The 17,313-nt window shown below is 65.9% G+C and carries 10 protein-coding genes and 1 tRNA gene; 2 read left to right on the top strand and 9 right to left on the bottom strand.

From position 1 onward, the window contains the following. From OXQ95_RS18260 to OXQ95_RS18245, 4 genes are all read right to left on the bottom strand, one after another. Positions 1 to 327, bottom strand: a 327-nt coding sequence (locus tag OXQ95_RS18260; RefSeq protein ID WP_267383035.1) for a hypothetical protein, incomplete at its 3' end; no start/stop codon positions are given. Positions 328 to 355: 28 nt separating this feature from the next. Further along, positions 356 to 2,590, bottom strand: a complete 2,235-nt coding sequence (locus OXQ95_RS18255; RefSeq protein WP_267383031.1) for a DNA polymerase — start codon at positions 2,588 to 2,590, stop codon at positions 356 to 358. Positions 2,591 to 2,712: 122 nt separating this feature from the next. Beyond that, positions 2,713 to 3,078, bottom strand: coding sequence for a hypothetical protein (locus OXQ95_RS18250; RefSeq protein ID WP_267383028.1), 366 nt, complete (start codon positions 3,076 to 3,078; stop codon positions 2,713 to 2,715). Between the two features lie 150 nt (positions 3,079 to 3,228). Continuing rightward, a tRNA-Thr gene (locus OXQ95_RS18245) sits at positions 3,229 to 3,304 on the bottom strand. 167 nt (positions 3,305 to 3,471) lie between these two features. Between OXQ95_RS18245 and OXQ95_RS18240 the strand changes: the two genes are divergently transcribed. Together OXQ95_RS18240 and OXQ95_RS18235 are read left to right on the top strand one after the other, a co-directional pair. After that, positions 3,472 to 4,755: a hypothetical protein gene (locus tag OXQ95_RS18240; protein ID WP_267383026.1), complete on the top strand. Its 1,284-nt coding sequence runs from the start codon at positions 3,472 to 3,474 to the stop codon at positions 4,753 to 4,755. A 79-nt stretch (positions 4,756 to 4,834) separates the two neighbouring features. Beyond that, entirely contained in the window at positions 4,835 to 9,463 is a 4,629-nt protein-coding gene (locus OXQ95_RS18235; RefSeq protein ID WP_267383023.1) for an NAD-glutamate dehydrogenase domain-containing protein, read from the top strand. 139 nt (positions 9,464 to 9,602) lie between these two features. Here the strand turns inward: OXQ95_RS18235 and OXQ95_RS18230 are convergent, their stop codons facing one another. From OXQ95_RS18230 to OXQ95_RS18210, 5 genes are read right to left on the bottom strand one after another with little or no spacing between them, the layout of a single operon-like run. Continuing rightward, on the bottom strand, positions 9,603 to 10,286 hold the full coding sequence (locus OXQ95_RS18230; RefSeq protein ID WP_267383020.1) for a Fe2+-dependent dioxygenase: 684 nt from the start codon (positions 10,284 to 10,286) through the stop codon (positions 9,603 to 9,605). Next, positions 10,277 to 11,017, bottom strand: a complete 741-nt coding sequence (locus OXQ95_RS18225) for a tetratricopeptide repeat protein (protein ID WP_267383018.1) — start codon at positions 11,015 to 11,017, stop codon at positions 10,277 to 10,279. The genes OXQ95_RS18230 and OXQ95_RS18225 overlap by 10 nt, the downstream gene beginning before the upstream one ends. 13 nt (positions 11,018 to 11,030) lie before the next feature. Beyond that, positions 11,031 to 13,541: a TonB-dependent receptor gene (locus tag OXQ95_RS18220; RefSeq protein ID WP_267383016.1), complete on the bottom strand. Its 2,511-nt coding sequence runs from the start codon at positions 13,539 to 13,541 to the stop codon at positions 11,031 to 11,033. A 55-nt stretch (positions 13,542 to 13,596) separates the two neighbouring features. After that, complete coding sequence (locus OXQ95_RS18215) at positions 13,597 to 13,872, bottom strand: ribbon-helix-helix domain-containing protein (RefSeq protein WP_267383014.1); 276 nt, start codon at positions 13,870 to 13,872, stop codon at positions 13,597 to 13,599. A 7-nt stretch (positions 13,873 to 13,879) separates the two neighbouring features. Next, positions 13,880 to 16,972, bottom strand: a complete 3,093-nt coding sequence (locus OXQ95_RS18210; RefSeq protein WP_267383012.1) for a PAS domain-containing protein — start codon at positions 16,970 to 16,972, stop codon at positions 13,880 to 13,882. Positions 16,973 to 17,313: the final 341 nt, after the last annotated feature.

Below are 17,313 nucleotides of genomic sequence, written 5' to 3'. Positions count from 1 at the left end.
GAGGATGTCCGTTCGGGGGCAATCGATCAGGATGTGGTAGTGAATTCGCTTCCCGTTCCCACCTTCGATCACCGGGATCATTGGAAGCTTTACACCGAACCGATCGGCGGGCTTACCAAGAACCTTCCTGCTGAGAACCCGGTGGAAATGGCCGAGGTTCTGAGATGCCTTCTCCGGATCGAGGATTGCCATCACCGACCGTTGACCGTTTGCAACCGGCACCCCCTGCTTCATCGTCAACGTCACAGCATGAGGAGCTGCCCAGTGATCCATCTGGGCAAACTGGCGAAACGATGATTGATGTTTGATGGCTTGCGTGCGGTTCATCGTCCTTTCGGTAAAGTTAGATTATATCTTACGTACTTATCATCGAATTTTCCGAAATTGGATCAGCTGTCCGTATTTCTTTAGTCAGAACGAACGGGTTTGATTTGGAGAGGGCATCGAGAATATCGATACCGTCGTTTGACGTTACAAGCGTGTCAATCTCCAACGTAGGGAATACCTCGATCAATCGATTTAGTGCAATGAGGACCGCAGGAGTCTTCGGGCAGTTTTCTGGTTTGAACCCTGTACGAGCATTCTCAACGTCCGACAGCTTACACGATATTCCCCCAGCGCAAAGTTTATCAGCAAACTGCTGAGCAGTTTTGCAATCGACACCTTTAGTCAAGCCGGCTTTGGAATTCCTCCACGCACCGCAAAGCGACTGTCTCAAACGCTTGAGGTCGGGATCGGTTTTCTTGAGATATTTTGACCCACCATCTTTCAGCGACGATTGGGACAGCACGGAAACAGCGAATGCACGATAATCGTCGGCGGTCTTTAAACACCGAGGTTGATCGCTGATTGCGAACGACTCCCAGTATGTACGCATTTCAACAAACTGATCGACCGAATCCCACGCAGCGGTCGCAAATGCCAGATGGTTCGGGCTGGCGGCGTCCCAGGCAGCGATCGGACGACGTTTCCAATCGAATTCCATGTTCAACCTTTTTGACGTCTCTTTTTCAACAAGGTCAGCATCGAAATTGATCATGTCCCGGATACCGGTCTTGGTAGCCATCTCGATCCGGTCGGTAGGCGTGCGCTTCAGAAAGAGGTCGGTCACAAACCCATTCTGCAATCTCGTCGTATCGAGGTCCCAAGCGGTGTAGATACCCCCTTTGGCAAGAACGATGTTCACACCGTCCCCCTTGTCGGTGTTACCTTCGATCAACGTAGCCTGTCCCCTCGTCCTCCAACCAAGCGGCTGACGAACATGGTGCTTGATCTCGAGGACGGTCGGATCACCGGTCAGCATGTCACGACTTTCGCTAAACAGCTTGCAGATCGCACCCTGAGACGCATCGATCTGACCTGCGGTGGCGTTCGTCAGGAATCCGTCCGTCGTGCAGCTGAAAACACACACGCCTTCCGGCAACCCGTTCATCACCTCCCCCAACGCGGCTCGAACGAACGAAGTGATGTAGGCAGCGAAAAATGGATTGGTGATCTTGCTAGGTGGAAGCGGCTTCATCGTTCGGTCCTTCAGATCGAACACGCGCTTCGCATGGAGACCCTGAGCCGTTTTCCCGTAGCTGGAGTTGCTCAGCTCCTTCCAGAACAGGTTGTACAACGATCCTTTGGGATATGACTGACGCTTGGCAACGCAGTCACGGATGAAGTCACGAAATACGGGTCGCTCCGGATCGGTGGGGACGATGACCCCGTGATGGATTTTCAGCTTTGCACGCAGCGAGCGGGCAAGAGCGATCTCCGGCGCCGAACAATTACTGACGCCCGATCTCGGAAAAACCAGCCCGTTCTCTGTACGGACAGGCATCGTCGGAAAACGCACGGATTTTGGAAATTCGAACGACACATGTGCGACGCCAAGCTGGTCAGCTGTAAAATCGTCGAGCTTCGTCGTAGGTTTGATGTTCCTCCAATCGGGGTAACCGATCAGAGCCATCGCAGTCGGATAGGCACCAGCAAGATCGTAGTCAGTCCAATTGTCCTCGAATGCAGGGCCAAACCAAAATTGCTCACCACGTCCCCCGTGGTAGCACTCGGTCGCAAGAGGGAGGTAAAAAGCTAGTTGCTCAATGGGCACATTGTCGTTGCTCGTGACATAGTACCCCTTCCTTTTACTGTAGTATCGTGACTTAACCCTCTCTTTACCGACGACATCGATCGGGTCATATTCTAGCTTTTCCTTCCAAACCAGTTGAAGAAGATCAACCCCGATCGCTGTCAGCGTGGCAGGTGCCATCCGCTTACCCAGAACGTTTTCACAAATTGATATGACGTGCTCTAGATATTTTGTGCAAATCACATCATCGTTGATTGCATATTCTTCGAAAACCTCCGGTCGATCTCGAAGCAGGCTATCCATATTTCTTTTGTAAAACTGCTCTTTAGCAGGATCAGCATCAAGGGTTATCTTGGGAACGTCGACGAGGTTACCTATTTCCTTGAGGCTCTTTGACGTAGCTGGAGTCAGCAACATTGTGTCTCGAAGAATGACTAGCAGCTCGACTGTCGAACCATCTTCAAAGAACGTCTGGATCTTGATTCCCTTGTCCACCGAGGTGAACGTGGAACGCACCGCTGCAATCTGGGCAGTCAGATCCTTGAAGTCGGCAAATGCGGGTACGTCGGCACGAGTAAAATGGCCGACGACGTAAACCCTAGTTGGTAGTCTGCCGACCGCACCCGTCGAGATTCCCTTCAGAACGCTAGGTTCAGGATATCGATCAGCTTCATTCTCTCACCCGGCTCCGGGTAGCAGATTGCACTCCACTCGGTTGCGTCCGGTTGAGCTGGATCGTAGACGCTGCAATGCACCTGATAAGACAAGACGGTGTATTTTGCATCACCTGCCTTCATCTCGTCCAACGAGACAGGTTTGTCAGGGGTCTTGAATTCAGTATCGTAACCAACGATTATATAAGACTCTCTCTTGTCGTCCTTGTCTGTTCCGTAGAAGTTGCTGCTCTCCACCCATATAGTACTTTTACTGAATTCACCGTCAGGTGACCTCAACCGCAATTCGGATGACTCGGTACCGAGCATTGCATCCTTGTCGCCAGCCATACGTCACCACCCGTCCCCAAGCCGTATCCGTGACAACGGTACGACCGGCTTATCCCGATGGACAGACTATGATGAAGATAGATGGAGTCCGAACACGACGATCCACAGGATGCTGGTGCAGCCTGGTTGATCGTTTCGGTAGTGGAATGGTGGTGCCGCTTACAGGACTCGAACCTGTGACCCCCGCATTACGAATGCGATGCTCTACCAGCTGAGCTAAAGCGGCACGAGCGGCCATGGGCCGTCGAGGCTGGGCGGATAACAGGGGGCCAAGGGGTTGGCAAGGGGCGAAGCGCGCATGGGCGCGGGCGGCGGGTTTACGCGGCGTTTACCACAGGCGGTGCAGAGCCGGAGGGAACGGCGGGAAAATCCCGCCCTCGCGGGGTTTACGGCATGGACAGCGGGCATGGTTTCGGACGGGACCGGATCGACGACGACGACGGCGTGCCGCCGGCGATCGACGCCGGCGCCGATGCGCCGCGCGACGATGCCGGCGTCGACGATGCGATGTTCGATCTGGGCGGCGACGAGCGGCGGATGCACGTCCGCGCCTATAACCATTGGGTGTCGCTGCTGAAAAACCGCGCCTATCCCTCGATCGAGGATCTCGATCCCGGCAACATCGCGGATTTCGGCCCCAACAGCGTTCTGCTCGATTTCTCGCAAGGCATCGAGGATCCCAGGATCGCCTTTATCGGCCGCAGCCTGCGCGAGGAATGCGGCCTCGAATCGTCGATCGCGCGCATCGCCGACGTGCCGAGCCGATCGCTGCTGTCGCGCCTGACCGACCATTATCTCCAGATCATCGCCAATCGCGCGCCGATCGGCTTCGAGGCGGAGTTCATCGGCCAGCGGGGCAGCACGACGATGTATCGCGGCATCCTGATGCCCTTTTCCTCCGACGGGGGGTCGATCGACTTTATCTACGGCGTCATCAACTGGAAGGAGGTCGTCGATTCGGCGACTCAGGCCTCGCTCGATGCGGAACTCGATGCCGCCGTCCGCGCCGCCGAGACGGTGCCGGCCGCACCGGTATGGGCCGACGGCCCGAGCGGCGGGTTCGAACCGCACGAGGCAGAACCCGCGCTGTCGGGCTCGCTCGGCGACCGGCTCGCCATGGCGCGCGAGACCGCGGCCGCGGTGCGCGCGGCCGACACGCGCAGCCGCGCCGCGCTCTACCGCGCGCTGGGCCGGGCGCATGATTTCGCGCTGGCGACGGCCGCCGATCCCACGGGCTATGCCGCGATCCTCGCCGATGCCGCGATCACGGTGCAGGCGCGCGCGCCGATGACCGGGATCGTCAAGCTCGTCTTCGGCGCGGAGTATGACAAGACGCGCGTGACCGAATTCGCAAGCGTGCTCCAGCATGCCAGCCGCCATGCGGTGGGCGCCGGGTCGCTCGGCGCGTTTCTCGAAGGCTTTGCCGGCGGGATCAAGGCGGTGGTCGCCGCCGAGCGCCAAGCGCGCAAGCCCGCCGCCAAGCCGAGCGCCGCCCCCCCCGCCCCGCCCTTCGCCGATCGTGCGACGCTGGCGCAGGTGGCGATCGACACCGGCGCCGCACCCGGCAGCATGGTCGTGCTGCTCGCACGGGTGAGCGACAGTGGCGGCCTGGAGATCGTCGGCACGGTGACAGACGACGCGCCGCTGGCCGAACGGACTTTGCGCGCGATCGGTTGATCGTTGCGCTGCGGCGCAACATCGTTTCACGGTCCGGTGAGGGTTGAGGTCGCGTGGGCGCGGGTTCATAGCCTTCGTCATGGCTATTCCATCGCACGACTCTGCCTCCGCAACGCTGGCCGGCGCGCTCGCCGATCGGCTGACCCAGGGCGCCCTGCCCGGCGAACTCCAGGGTTTCGGGCCGGCCGAAGTGGAGGCCGCGGCAGCCTTCGTCGCGGCGACCGGCGCCGTCCGCGCGCGCGCCACGCCCGCGATCGCGCTGGAAGCCATGCCCACCGACGACGTGCGCCGCCGCATGCGGCTCGCGATCGTCAACGACGACATGCCGTTCCTGGTCGATTCGATCGCGGCGGCGATCGGCGAACAGGGCATCGCGATCGATCGCATCATCCATCCCGTGATCCGAGTCGCGCGCGACGCCGCGGGCGCGGTCGTCGGCATCGACGACGGCGCGGCCGGCCAGGAGATGGCCGCCGAATCGATGATCTATATCGAGATGGAGCGCGCCGACGCCCGCGAGCGGCGCGATCTGGGCAGCGACTTGGCGGCGGTGCTGGCCGATGTCCGCGCCGCGGTCGGCGACTGGCGCGCGTTGCAGGCGTCCATGGCGGCGGACGCGGAGGCATTGCCGGATGGCGAGGGCCGCGCGCTGCTGCAATGGTTCCTGAACGGCCGTTTCACGCTGCTGGGCCATGAGCGCTGGGATGCCGCGACGGGCATGCACGACACCCTGGGGCTGGCACGCAACCCGCACCGCGTCGCGCTGCTGGCGGACGCCTCGCGCGCGCTGGCGCTGCGCTGGTTCGAGGAGGGCGGCGACGTGCCGCTGCTGCTGAAATCGAGCCTGATCTCGACCGTGCACCGCGCGATTCCGCTCGATCTGGCCGTCGTACCGATCCGCAGCGGCGATCGCGTGACCGGATTGTCGATCCATGCCGGGCTGTGGACCAGCGCCGCGCTGGCCGCCCCGCCGCGCGACGTGCCGGTACTGCGCGCGCGCCTTGCCATGCTGGAGGACAAGTTCGGCTTCGATCCGCGCGGCCATACCGGCAAGGCGCTGACTCACGCGCTGACCGCGCTGCCGCACGACCTGATCGCCGCGTTCGTGCCGGCCGATCTGGAGGAGATCGCGCTCACCGCGATGTCGCTGGCGGACCGTCCGCGGCCCGCGCTGGTGCTGATCCGGTCGGCGCTGGGCCGGCATCTGTTCGCCTTCGTCTGGCTGCCGCGCGACGACGTGACCACCGGCCGGCGCGTGGCGATCGGCGAGATGCTGGCCGAGGCCGCCAACGGTGCGATCCTGAACTGGTCGATCGCGCTGGAGGACGGCGGCGTCGCGCTGCTGCGCTACACGGTCGATCTGCGCGGCGAGGGCCGGATGCCCGACACGCACGCGCTCGACGCACAGCTGGAACGGATGGTGCGCGGCTGGGTGCCCAATGCCGAGGCGGCGCTGGCCGAGCAGGTCGCGCCCGCCCGCGCCGCGCGCCTGGCGCTCCGCTGGGCCGCGGCCTTCCCGCAAAGCTATCGGAGCGAGAACGACAGCGCGCAGGCCGCCGCCGACATCCTGCGCATCGCCGCGCTCGAAGGGCCGGGCGATCGCTCGGTCCGCATCGCCGACCGGGGCACGGGCGACCAGCGGCTGCGCATCTATCGCCTGGGCGGCGCGCTCGCGCTGTCCGACGCGGTGCCGGTGCTCGAGAATTTCGGCTTTCGCGTGATCGGCGAGCTGCCGACCGCGCTCGACGACGAATCGGGCGCACATGTCCATGATTTCGCGGTCGAGACGGACGGGGGCGCCTTTGGCTGCGATCCCGCGATCCTCGAAGGCGCGATCGCCGCCGTGCTGCGCGGATCGGCGGAGAATGACGGTTTCAACGGCCTGATCGTCACCGCCGGCATGGCACCGGCCGCGGTGATCCTGCTGCGTGCGTGGTTCCGTTATCTGCGTCAGGCCGGGCTGACGTACGGCATGGCGACCGTGGTGGAAGCGCTGCGCCGTTCGCCCGATCTGGCAGCGGCGCTCGTCGCACGCTTCGCCGCGGCGCACGATCCCGCCGCGCCCGGCGACCTGTCCGCCGCCGACGCCGCGATCGAGCGCGCGCTCGACGCCGTTTCCGCGATCGACGACGACCGGATCCTGCGCGCCTATCGCAACCTGATCGCCGCCTGCCTGCGCACCAACGCCTTCGTGCCGGCGGCGACCGAAGCGCTGGCGTTCAAGTTCGACAGCCACCTGATCCCCGGGCTGCCGGCGCCGGTGCCGTGGCGCGAGATCTGGGTCTACAGCCCGCGCGTCGAGGGCATCCACCTGCGCGCCGGCCCGGTCGCGCGCGGCGGGCTGCGCTGGTCCGACCGGCGCGACGATTTCCGCACCGAGATCCTGGGGCTGATGAAGGCGCAGCGCGTGAAGAACGCGGTGATCGTGCCCACCGGCGCCAAGGGCGGCTTCTATCCCAAGCAGCTGCCCGCCGCCGCCAACCGCGATGCGTGGCTGGCCGAGGGCACCGAAAGCTACCGGATCTTCATCCGCGCGCTGCTGTCGATCACCGACAATATCGTCGAGGGCGCGGTGGTCCATCCGGCGGGCGTCACCATCCTCGACGGCGACGATCCCTATTTCGTCGTCGCCGCCGACAAGGGCACCGCGACCTTCAGCGACGTCGCCAATGCGCTCGCGCTCGAACGCGATTTCTGGCTGGGCGACGCCTTCGCCAGCGGCGGCTCGGTGGGGTACGACCACAAGGCGATGGGCATCACCGCCAAGGGCGCGTGGATCAGCGTGCAGCGTCATTTCGCCGAACGCGGCGTTGACGTGCAGACGCAGCCCATCACCGTGGTCGGCTGCGGCGACATGTCGGGCGACGTGTTCGGCAACGGCATGCTCCTGTCGCAGAGCCTGAAGCTGGTGGCGGCGTTCGACCACCGCCACATCTTCCTCGACCCCACGCCCGATCCCGCGGCCAGCTGGGCGGAGCGCGCGCGGATGTTCGCGCTGCCTCGCTCGTCCTGGGCGGATTACGACGCCGCTCTGATCTCGGCCGGCGGCGGCGTGTTCGCGCGCACCGCCAAGAGCGTGCCGCTGTCGCCCGCGGTGCAGGCCGTCCTCGGCGTGAGCGCGGACGAGATGGAGCCGGGCGCGCTGATCGCCGCGATCCTGAAGGCGCCGGCCGATCTGCTGTGGTTCGGCGGCATCGGCACCTATGTGAAGGCGGCGGCAGAGAACAACGCCGCGGTCGGTGATCCCGCCAACGATCGGCTGCGCGTCGACGCCGAGGATCTGCGCGTCGTGGCGATTGGCGAGGGCGCCAATCTGGGCACGACCCAGGCTGCACGCATCGCCTTTTCGCTGCGCGGCGGCCGGATCAACACCGACTTCATCGACAATTCGGCGGGCGTCGATTGTTCGGACAACGAGGTGAACATCAAGATCGCGCTCAACCGCGAGATGATCGAGGGGCGTCTCGGCTTCGAGGATCGCAACGCGTTCCTGGCGAGCATGACCGACGATGTCGCGGCGCTGGTGCTGGAGGACAATCGCCTGCAGACGCTCGCGCTGTCGATCGCGGAGGCGGACGGCGCCGCCGCGATTCCGGGCTATGTCCGCGTGATCGAGATCTTCGAGGCCGCGGGCCGGCTCGATCGCGCGGTCGAGGGGCTTGCCGGAAACGAGGCGCTGCTGCGCCGCGGGCAGGAAGGCCGGGGGCTGACGCGTCCCGAACTCGCCGTGCTGCTCGCCACCGCCAAACTCGCGCTCCAGGATGCGATCGAGCATAGCGATCTCGGCACCGACGAGGCCTTGAGGCCCGATCTCCACGCCGCCTTCCCGCCCGCGATGCAGGCGCGGTTCGCGCGCGCGATCGACGAACACCGGCTGCGCGGCCAGATCGTCGCGACCAAGCTGGCGAACCGGATCGTCAACCGGATGGGCGTGCTCTACCCCTTCGAACTCGCCGAGGAAGAAGGCGCGGCGATCGCGGACATCGCCGCGATGTTCGTGGTGGCGGAACGGCTGTTCGGGCTGGACGCGCTGTGGGCCGAGATCGAGACGACCGCGATGCCGGAAACGGCGCGGATCGCGTTGTTCGACGAGGTGGCGGTCGCGACGCGCTCGCAGATCGCCGATCTGCTGCGCGTGACCGCGCCCGGCACCAGCCCAGCCGCGACGCTCGCCCGGCTCGCCAAGGGGATCGGGCAACTCGAAACGCAGACGTCCGAGCTGTTGCTCGCCGAGGCGCTGGCGCAGGGCGACCGGATCGCCGCGCAGCTCGAGGCGATCGGCGCGCCCGCCGCGCTCACGCGCAAGGTCGTGCGGCTGTTCGAACTCGACGGCGCGGTGGGCCTCGCCGATCTGGGCGAGCGGCTGAAGCTGGACGAGGCGGTGCTGACGCGCGCCTTCACGCATCTGGGGCAGGCGCTCGGGCTCGACTGGGCGCAGGCGAACGCCGCGCGGCTGTCGCCCAGCGATCCATGGGAGCGGCTGTTGATCGCGAGCCTGGCGCGCGATTTCCAGCAATTGCGGCTGGAGTTCCTCGCGCGCGCGGGTGGCGCCGATCCGCAGGCGAGCGTGGTCGCGTGGCTCGGGGCCAATGCCCCGCGCGTCGCGCAGTTCAAGGCGGTGATCGATCGCGCGCGCCACGCGGCCGCGCCCAATCCGGCGATGCTGGCGCAGATCGCGGGGCAAGCGCGGGTGCTGCTGGGCCGATAGGATCCGGTGCCTTTAACGCCGTTCGCTCTGAGCTTGTCGAAGGGCCTGTTCGGAATGCGATGACGTGCGGGGAGAGCGTGCTTCGTCGGGCTCAGGGCGAGGGCGTTGGGCAACTGGAGCGAACCAGCATGGTCCCGGGCTATGTGCTCGCCCAGCGGCGCAGCAGGTTGTGATACACGCCGGTCAGTTGCACGACCGCAGGATCGCCGGCCCCCTGTGCGCCCGCGACCTGCTGCACCGCCGAATCGAGGTCGAACAGGATGCGCCGCGCGCCCTCGTCGCGCACCATCGATTCCAGCCAGAAGAAACAGGCGGTGCGCACGCCCCGCGTGACCGGGGTGACGCGGTGGAGGCTGGAGGCGGGATAGAGCACCATATGCCCCGCGGGCAGCTTCACCATGCGATCGCCGAACCGGTCCTCGATCACCAGCTCGCCGCCGTCATAGCTGTCCGGATCGTCGAGGAAGAGCGTGGCGGACAGGTCCGCACGGATGCGGAAGTCGCTGCCGCGGCGCACGCGGATGCCGGCATCGACATGCGTATCGAACGCCTCGCCGCCTTCGTAGCGGCTGAACAGCGGCGGAAACACCTTGAGCGGCAGGGCAGCGGCGACGAACAGCGGCGAGGCGGCGAGCGCGTCGAGCACCAGCGCCCCGCCCTCGCGCGCGGCGGGCGCATCCTCGGGCAATTGGCGGTTGCGCTTGGCGAGCGCCGACTGGTGGCCCGAGGTGGCGTTGCCGTCGTGCCAGTCGCCCGCATCGATCAGCGCGCGCAGCCGCGCGACGCCGCCCGCATCGAGCAGGTCCGGGATGGTCAGCAACATGGTTCGTTCCTCAATGCGGCCAGTCCGCGGGTGCGGAATTCCGCCCTATCGCACGCCGCGAGCCAGTCCGCCGCCTTGGCGACGAACGCCGGCGTGCCCAGGGCACCGGCGCGGGCGAGCCAGGGCAGCGCCTCGTCGATCCGGCCGGCGGCCCCCAGCAGGCGCGCATGGTTGAAACAGCCGCGAAAATCGCCGCCCTCGGCCGCGCGCGCATAGCAATCGGCAGCGACGGCCATGTCGCGCGCGCACGCCCAGCCATCCTCGTGAAAGCTGCCGACGAAGTTGATCGCCTTGGCGTTGCCCAGCGCCGCCGCCTTTTCGAGCCACCGAAGCGCGACGGCCTTGTCCTCCGCCACGCCGTCGCCGAGCGCCAGCAGCGTGGCATAATTGTACATCGCCCAGTCGAGCCCGGCACCCGCCGCGATGCGGTAGCATTCCGCCGCACGCGCCTTGTCGATCGCGGTGCCCCAGCCGAGATCATAGCAGCGCCCGACCATGTTCAGCGCCATCATGTGGTGCTGCGCCGCCGCTTTGACGAACCAGCCGAGCGCCGCCGCGGGATCGGCCAGGACCCCCACGCCGTCGAGCAGCATCTGGCCATAGACCGCCTGCGCCTCGGCCATCCCCGCCTCGGCCGCGGCGCGGACGAACGCCGCGCGCGCCTCGGGCGGACCGGCAAGGCGCGCGGCGATCTCGGCCGGCGTGAGCGCGATGAGTTCGGCTTGCGTCACGCGCGCACCGGCCTCAGCGGAACTTGACGCCCAGCGTGCCGAACACGGTCCGACCTGCGGCGAGCGTGCCGTAATGGCTGGCATAGGCCTGGCTGAAATAGGCCTTGTCGGTCAGGTTCTGCGCGTTGACGCTGATGCTGACGGCGGGCGTCACGTCGAAGCTCGCGCGCGCGTCGAAGCGCCAATAGCTCGGCACTTCGCGGATCAGGAATTTGGTGATCGGCGTGACGGTCACGACGCCCGCGGCGGTCTGCGTCGCGGTGCGGTTGTCGGCATAGCCGCCGATCTGCGTGTCCATGTAGATCGCGCTGCCGCCGATCTGGAAACGCTTGCGGACCGTCACGTTGGTGGTCGCGGTGAAGCTGTTGCGCGCGGTCTGCGGCACCTGCTGGCCGTTGCTGCTCGACGGCACATACACGACCTGCGCGGCACGGGTGCCCACCGCCGGCGCGGTCAGGGCGACATTGCCCGCATCGAGGATCTTGGGATCGAGATGCGTGTAGCCGCCGAAGATCGTCCACCCCGGCAGGATCGTCCCGCTCGCGGTCAGCTCGATGCCGCGGATTCGGGTGCGGCCGAGAAAGGCGATGGTATTCGCATCGACCTGCGTGCGCGCATTGGTGATGTCGGTCTGGAACGCCGCCGCCGCGAGCGCGAGCTTTTCATGGAAGACATTCGCCTTGGCACCGACTTCGTAGCTTTTGGTCTTCTGCACCTTCAACTGGTCGAGCAGCGCAAGGTTCTGCGCGCTGTTGGTCGTTGGCAGCGCATTGTCCTCGCGGCCTTCGCCGAGCAGGCTGTTGGGCGGCGTGGCCGCGGTGGCGTAGCTCGCATAGACGCTCGTCTCCTTGGTCGGCTTGACCACGAGCCCCGCCTGCCAGTTGAACAGATTGTCCGTCCGCGTCAGGCGATAGGTCGTGCCGCCCGCAGCCACCGGCGGCGTGATCGCCGAGGTGAAGCGGTCGAAGCGCACGCCCAGGTTCAGGATGACCTGCGGCAGCAGCGTGATCGAATCGAAGCCGTAAACCGCCTTGGTATTGGCATCGTTCTGCGTCTCGGTCGCCGCGCCGCCGCGCACGATCGGCGACGCGACGGTCGACGTGTCGCTCGCATAGCTGACCAACGGATCGCTCGGATTGGGATTGAACAGGCCGGCGCAGTAATAACGCGCGACCGAAGTGGCGCTGCAGCGCGGGGACAGCGTGGAGCCCGACGCCAGAAGCGGCGATCCGGCCGCGCTGAGATAGCCGGCGGTCACATAGGTGCCGCGGCGATCCTTCTCCCATGAGAATTCGGCGCCGGCCGAAAAGCTGTGGACGATGCTCCCGGTATGCGCGGTGCCATAGAGATCGATCTGATCGACGATGCTGTCGGTTTGGCTGTAGCGCGGATTGGAGCGCCGCCAGACATAGCCGCCGTTCGTGAGGCTCGCGCCCGTGTTGGCCGCCGTGGTGCCATAGACGTTGCCCTGGCTGTCGTCGGGCAGTGTGAAGATATAGGCCTGCTCGGCATGGGTGTAGCGGGCCGTGTTCCGCAGCGTCACGCCGCCGAAATCATGCTCGGCGCGGACCGTCGCCTGAACGGTCTTGGCATTCCGGAAATCGCGATCGGTGAGGCCGTAAAAGGCGGTGCGCGGCACATAGCCCGTCCGCCCGGAGGCGAGCGTGACGTTGCCGAGCGCCGGCGTGGTGACGATCGTCCCCGTGCCCGGCGCGTTGCCGATGGTGTAGAGATAGGGCAGCCCGCTGTCGGGCAGTTCGTGGCTTTCGAGATAATAGCCAGCGATCGTCAGGCGGGTCGGCGTGCCCAGCCCCAATATTGCCGAAGGTGCCACGCCCCAGCGGCGTTGGTAGAGGGCGTCGCGGCCGGCGACGTCCTGGTCGTGCCAAAGACCCTCGATCCGAAATGCGGCGGTGTCGGACAATTTCAGGTTGAGATCGGCGGTGACGCGCTTGTAGGCGGCGTTGCCGAAGCTGGCGCTCGCCAAACCGAAATCGGCCGGTTCCGGCATCTTGGAGAGGATGTTGATCGTTCCCCCCGCGCTGCCGCGACCGCCGAGCGTGGAATCCGATCCGCGCACGATCTGCACCGAATCCACCGCAAACACCTCGCGGCTCTGCGACGCCAGGTCGCGCACGCCGTCGACATAGATGCTGCCCTGGCTGTCGAAGCCGCGGATGAAGGGACGGTCGCCGATCGGGTTGCCGCCCTCCGCCGCGCCGAAGGTGATGCCGGGCACGGTGCGCAGCGCATCCTGGAGGCTGGCCGATCCGGTCTGCTCGATCACCTGCTTGTCGAGGACGACGATCGATCGCGGCGTGTTGACGAGCGGCGCGACCACCTTGGGCTCGCGGACGCGCTGGCCGTTGACAAGCACATCGTCCTGCACCGGGGGCTCGGCATCGTTCGCCGATGTCTTGGGCGTGTCGGCCGCGAAGACGGGCATCGCCGCGAACGCACCGACGCATGACAGGGCGAGAAAGGCCGGCGTGGCGGACACGCGTGCGGATGTTGAACGAAGCATGAGCAAACCCCTTTGTTATGGGCTTCGCTATTGAGAGTCGTTCTCACTGTCAAGGTTATTGAGATTGGTTCTCACTTGCGTTTGAGAACAGCCATGTTCTCAGCGCACTGGCGAGATTGGGCGGGTCCTCGGAATCGATGCGCAGCGCGTCGATTTCGGCCACCAGCGCGCTCAGCGGCAGCGACGATGCGAGCGCCGTCGATTCGAGCGCGGCCCAGAACAGCGGCTCGAGGCTGATCGAGGTGGGATGACCGGCGATCGTGATCGATCGCTTGACGGGGCCGTGAAAACCGCCCTCGGGCGGGGCGAGCGTCAGGCCGCGGCCCCGCACGCCATGGTCATTGGCGGCCGGCAAGATGGTCCGCCGCCGTCCGCTGCGGCGCGCGCGCCAGCGCCTGCCGGATCGCGGCGGTCAACGCGGCGATGCCATAGGGCTTGGCGAGCATCACCGCGTCCGTTTCCGACGTCGCGGCCGCCACGTCGCCGCTCGCGAAGACGACGCCGATGCCGGGACGCAGCGTCCGCGCGGTGCGCGCGAAATCAGGCCCCGAAATCCCCGGCAGGTTCACGTCGGTGACGAGCGCGTCGATCGGCACCGTCTGGAGCGCGGTCATCGCCTCCTCCGCGCTGGCCGCGTCGATCACGACGAAGCCGTCCTCCTGCAGCATCTCGGCGGTGTTCGCACGGATCAGCGCATCGTCCTCGACCAGCAGGATCGTGCTCCGGCCGCCGGACGGCGCCACGACCGGCGGCTCCGGGCGCCGCTGCACCGCGCGCTGCGCCTGATTGGCGAGCACATGGCGGAATTTGCGCGCGAGCGCCTCGCGCGTATAGGGTTTGGAGAGGAGCTCGACGCCGGCATCGAGCTTGCCGCCATGGACGATCGAATTCTCGGTGTAGCCCGAGGTGAAAAGCACGGCCAGATTGGGCAGACGCTCGCGCGCCTTGCGGGCCAGTTCGGGGCTCTTCAGCGTGCCCGGCATCACCACGTCGGTGAAGAGCATGTCGATCGGGATGCCGCTTTCGACCACGCTCAGCGCGCTTCCGGCATCGACCGCCTTCAGCACCCGGTAGCCCAGATCGCCGAGCATCTCGACCACCGTCGCGCGCACCTCCGCATCGTCCTCGACGACCAGCACGGTTTCGGTGCCCCCGGTCACGGGACCCAGTTCGGTGGTGACCTCGACGTCCTCGGCCGCCATCGCACGCGGCAGATAGAGCCGGATCGTGGTGCCTTCATCCAATTCGGAATAGATCTTCACATGGCCGCCCGACTGTTTGACGAAGCCATAGACCATCGAGAGGCCCAGCCCCGACCCCTTGCCCTCGCTCTTGGTCGAGAAAAAGGGTTCGAAGACCTTGTCGATCACGTCGGCGGCCATGCCGCTGCCGGTGTCCGACACGGCGAGCAGCACATATTGCCCGGCCGTCACCTCGTCATGCGACGCGGCATAGGCATCGTCGAGGCTCGCATTGCCGAGTTCGATCGTCAGCCGCCCCTGCCCTTCCATCGCATCGCGCGCGTTGATCGCCAGGTTCAGCAGCGCATTCTCGAAATGCGCGGGATCGATGAAGGTGTTCCACAGCCCGCCGCCGACGATCGTCTCGATCTCGATCCCCTCTCCGATCGCGCGGCGCAGGATGTCGTCCATGTCGCGCACGAAGCGGGTGACGTTGACGACCTTCGGCTCGAGCGCCTGACGGCGGCCGAACGCCAGCAGTTGCGCCGCCAGTTTCGATCCGCGCGCCACCCCGGCCATCGCGCTGGCGACGCGGCGCTCGGCGCGATCGTTGCCCGCGATATCCTTGGCGAGCAGCTGGAGATTGCCGGAGACGACCTGGAGCAGATTGTTGAAATCATGCGCGACGCCGCCGGTCAGCTTGCCGACGGTCTCCATCTTCTGGCTCTGCGCCAGTTTGGCTTCCGCCTGCCGGCGCTCGTCGATCTCGGCGATCACGCGCGCCTCCAGCGTATCGTTCAACTGGCGGAGCTGATCCTCGGCACGCTGGCGATGATGCACTTGCCGCGACAGCGTTTCCGCCTGATCGCGCAGCGCCGCCTCGGCCGCGCGCTGGTGGGTGATGTCGGTGTGGACGCCGACCCATTCCTGGATCGTCCCCTTGGAATCGAGGATCGGCAGCGCCCGGACGGCGAAGCGGCGCCAAGCCCCGCAATGCCGGCGGACGCGGTGCTCGAACACGAACATCGCCCGCGCCGCCACCGCGGCCTGCCATGCCGCGATCGTGGGGGCGACATCGTCGGGATGAATCGCCGCCGTCCAGCCATAATCCCGGTACGCGTCTTCCGTCTGCCCGGTCAGCGCGGTCCAGCCGGGCTGCTCGCCGCGCATCCGCCCGTCCGCCGTGTTGGTCCACAGCACGCCGTGGACGGCATCCATCGCGGTGCGGAACCGGCCGTTGCTGATGCCCAGTTCCGCCTCGCGCTGCGCCCGTTCCTCGATATCGATGCCGAGGACATAGACGCCCGGCACCGATCCGTCCGCCGCGACATGCGGAACGTAGCGGATCTCCATGTGCCGCCGCACGCCATCGCAGTGCGTGACCATCGTCTCGGCCGAAAAGGCTTCCCCGGCCAGGGCGCGGACGAGCGATTCGCGGCGATCCTCGAAAAAGGCCTCGCCGAGCGCATCGCCGACGTGGCGCCCGATCATCGCCTCGGGCGGGGTGCCCACCCAGTCGCGGTAGCGCTCGTTGGCGAAGCGATAGACGAAATCGCTGTCGACATAGGAAACGAGCATGGGCACCGCATCGGTGACGCGCCGCAGCTCGGCCTCGCTCGCCGCCAGCCGCGCTTCGAGCGCGGCCCGCTGGCTGTTGTCGACCATCGTGCACAGCACGCCTTCGACCTGCCCCGTCGCGCCATAGACGGGCGTGTAGAACAGATCGAGCACCAGCGTCTCTGGCCCGTCGGGCCGGTGGAACAGGATCGGCTGGTCACGGTGCGCGACCACCTCGCCGCCCCGTGCCGCGGCAAGCACTTTGCGGTTCCAGTCCCACACTTCGGGAAAGGCGATGTGGACGGGGCGGCCGAATGCTTCGGGATGCCGATCGCCCGCGATCGCGCGATAGGCGTCGTTGTAGAGCATGACATGCTCCGGGCCCCACATCAGCACCTTGGCGACGGGCGAATTGACGACGTTCGCCAGGGTGGTGCGCAACGCGGCCGGCCACCCGGCCGGGCCGCCGAGCGACGTCGCGCTCCAGTCGCGCGCCCGGATCAGCGCGCCGCATTCGCCGCCGCCGACCAGCCAGGCCATCGTCGCACCTTCGGCCGCGTGATCGCGCAGTAGCGTTAGCGCCGCACGAACGCCCTCGCCGGCATCGGCATAATCGCCGGCGGCGATCCGCGCCGCGAGAAACGCGTCGAGTTCCGGCGTCAGCGACAGCATGCGGGGAAGACGGAGCGCCATTTTCGCGGAATGGCGCCCGCCGCACGGCGTGTCAACGCCATGACCTTGCCCGGAACTTTGCCCGGACGGTGGTGGACAGGGCTGGAGTAGCTACCTTGACCGTCGACCGTAAGTAAACGGTTATTTTTCATAGGCTATCAAACCCGTTGTGTACCGCTAGGTGGATTGGATTAGCGTACCACCTCCCCGCCTGCTTGGAAGTGAGAAGCTCCGCGTCGAACCATACGGCTGGCGATGATAGTAGCGTGCGAACGGTATAACCTTGGCGGTGAGGGCCTGCCTATTTTCGAGCGCTTGAATGGTGTAACCTTGAAATTATCTGCCACTGGGCAAGTCAGCTT

It is taken from the genome of Sphingomonas sp. GC_Shp_6, assembly GCF_026540835.1.
Classification (GTDB): domain Bacteria; phylum Pseudomonadota; class Alphaproteobacteria; order Sphingomonadales; family Sphingomonadaceae; genus Sphingomonas.
The sequence above is the reverse complement of the archived record's forward strand: the minus strand, read 5'-3'. Positions and strand labels throughout refer to the sequence as shown.

What these genes read in the sequence shown, in the direction of transcription:
- OXQ95_RS18210 (WP_267383012.1), bottom strand. Translation starts at nt 16,972, where the DNA reads ATGGCGCTCCGTCTTCCCCGCATGCTGTCGCTGACGCCGGAACTCGAC.
- OXQ95_RS18250 (WP_267383028.1), bottom strand. Translation starts at nt 3,078, where the DNA reads ATGGCTGGCGACAAGGATGCAATGCTCGGTACCGAGTCATCCGAATTG.
- OXQ95_RS18240 (WP_267383026.1), top strand. Translation starts at nt 3,472, where the DNA reads ATGGACAGCGGGCATGGTTTCGGACGGGACCGGATCGACGACGACGAC.
- OXQ95_RS18230 (WP_267383020.1), bottom strand. Translation starts at nt 10,286, where the DNA reads ATGTTGCTGACCATCCCGGACCTGCTCGATGCGGGCGGCGTCGCGCGG.
- OXQ95_RS18235 (WP_267383023.1), top strand. Translation starts at nt 4,835, where the DNA reads ATGGCTATTCCATCGCACGACTCTGCCTCCGCAACGCTGGCCGGCGCG.
- OXQ95_RS18220 (WP_267383016.1), bottom strand. Translation starts at nt 13,541, where the DNA reads ATGCTTCGTTCAACATCCGCACGCGTGTCCGCCACGCCGGCCTTTCTC.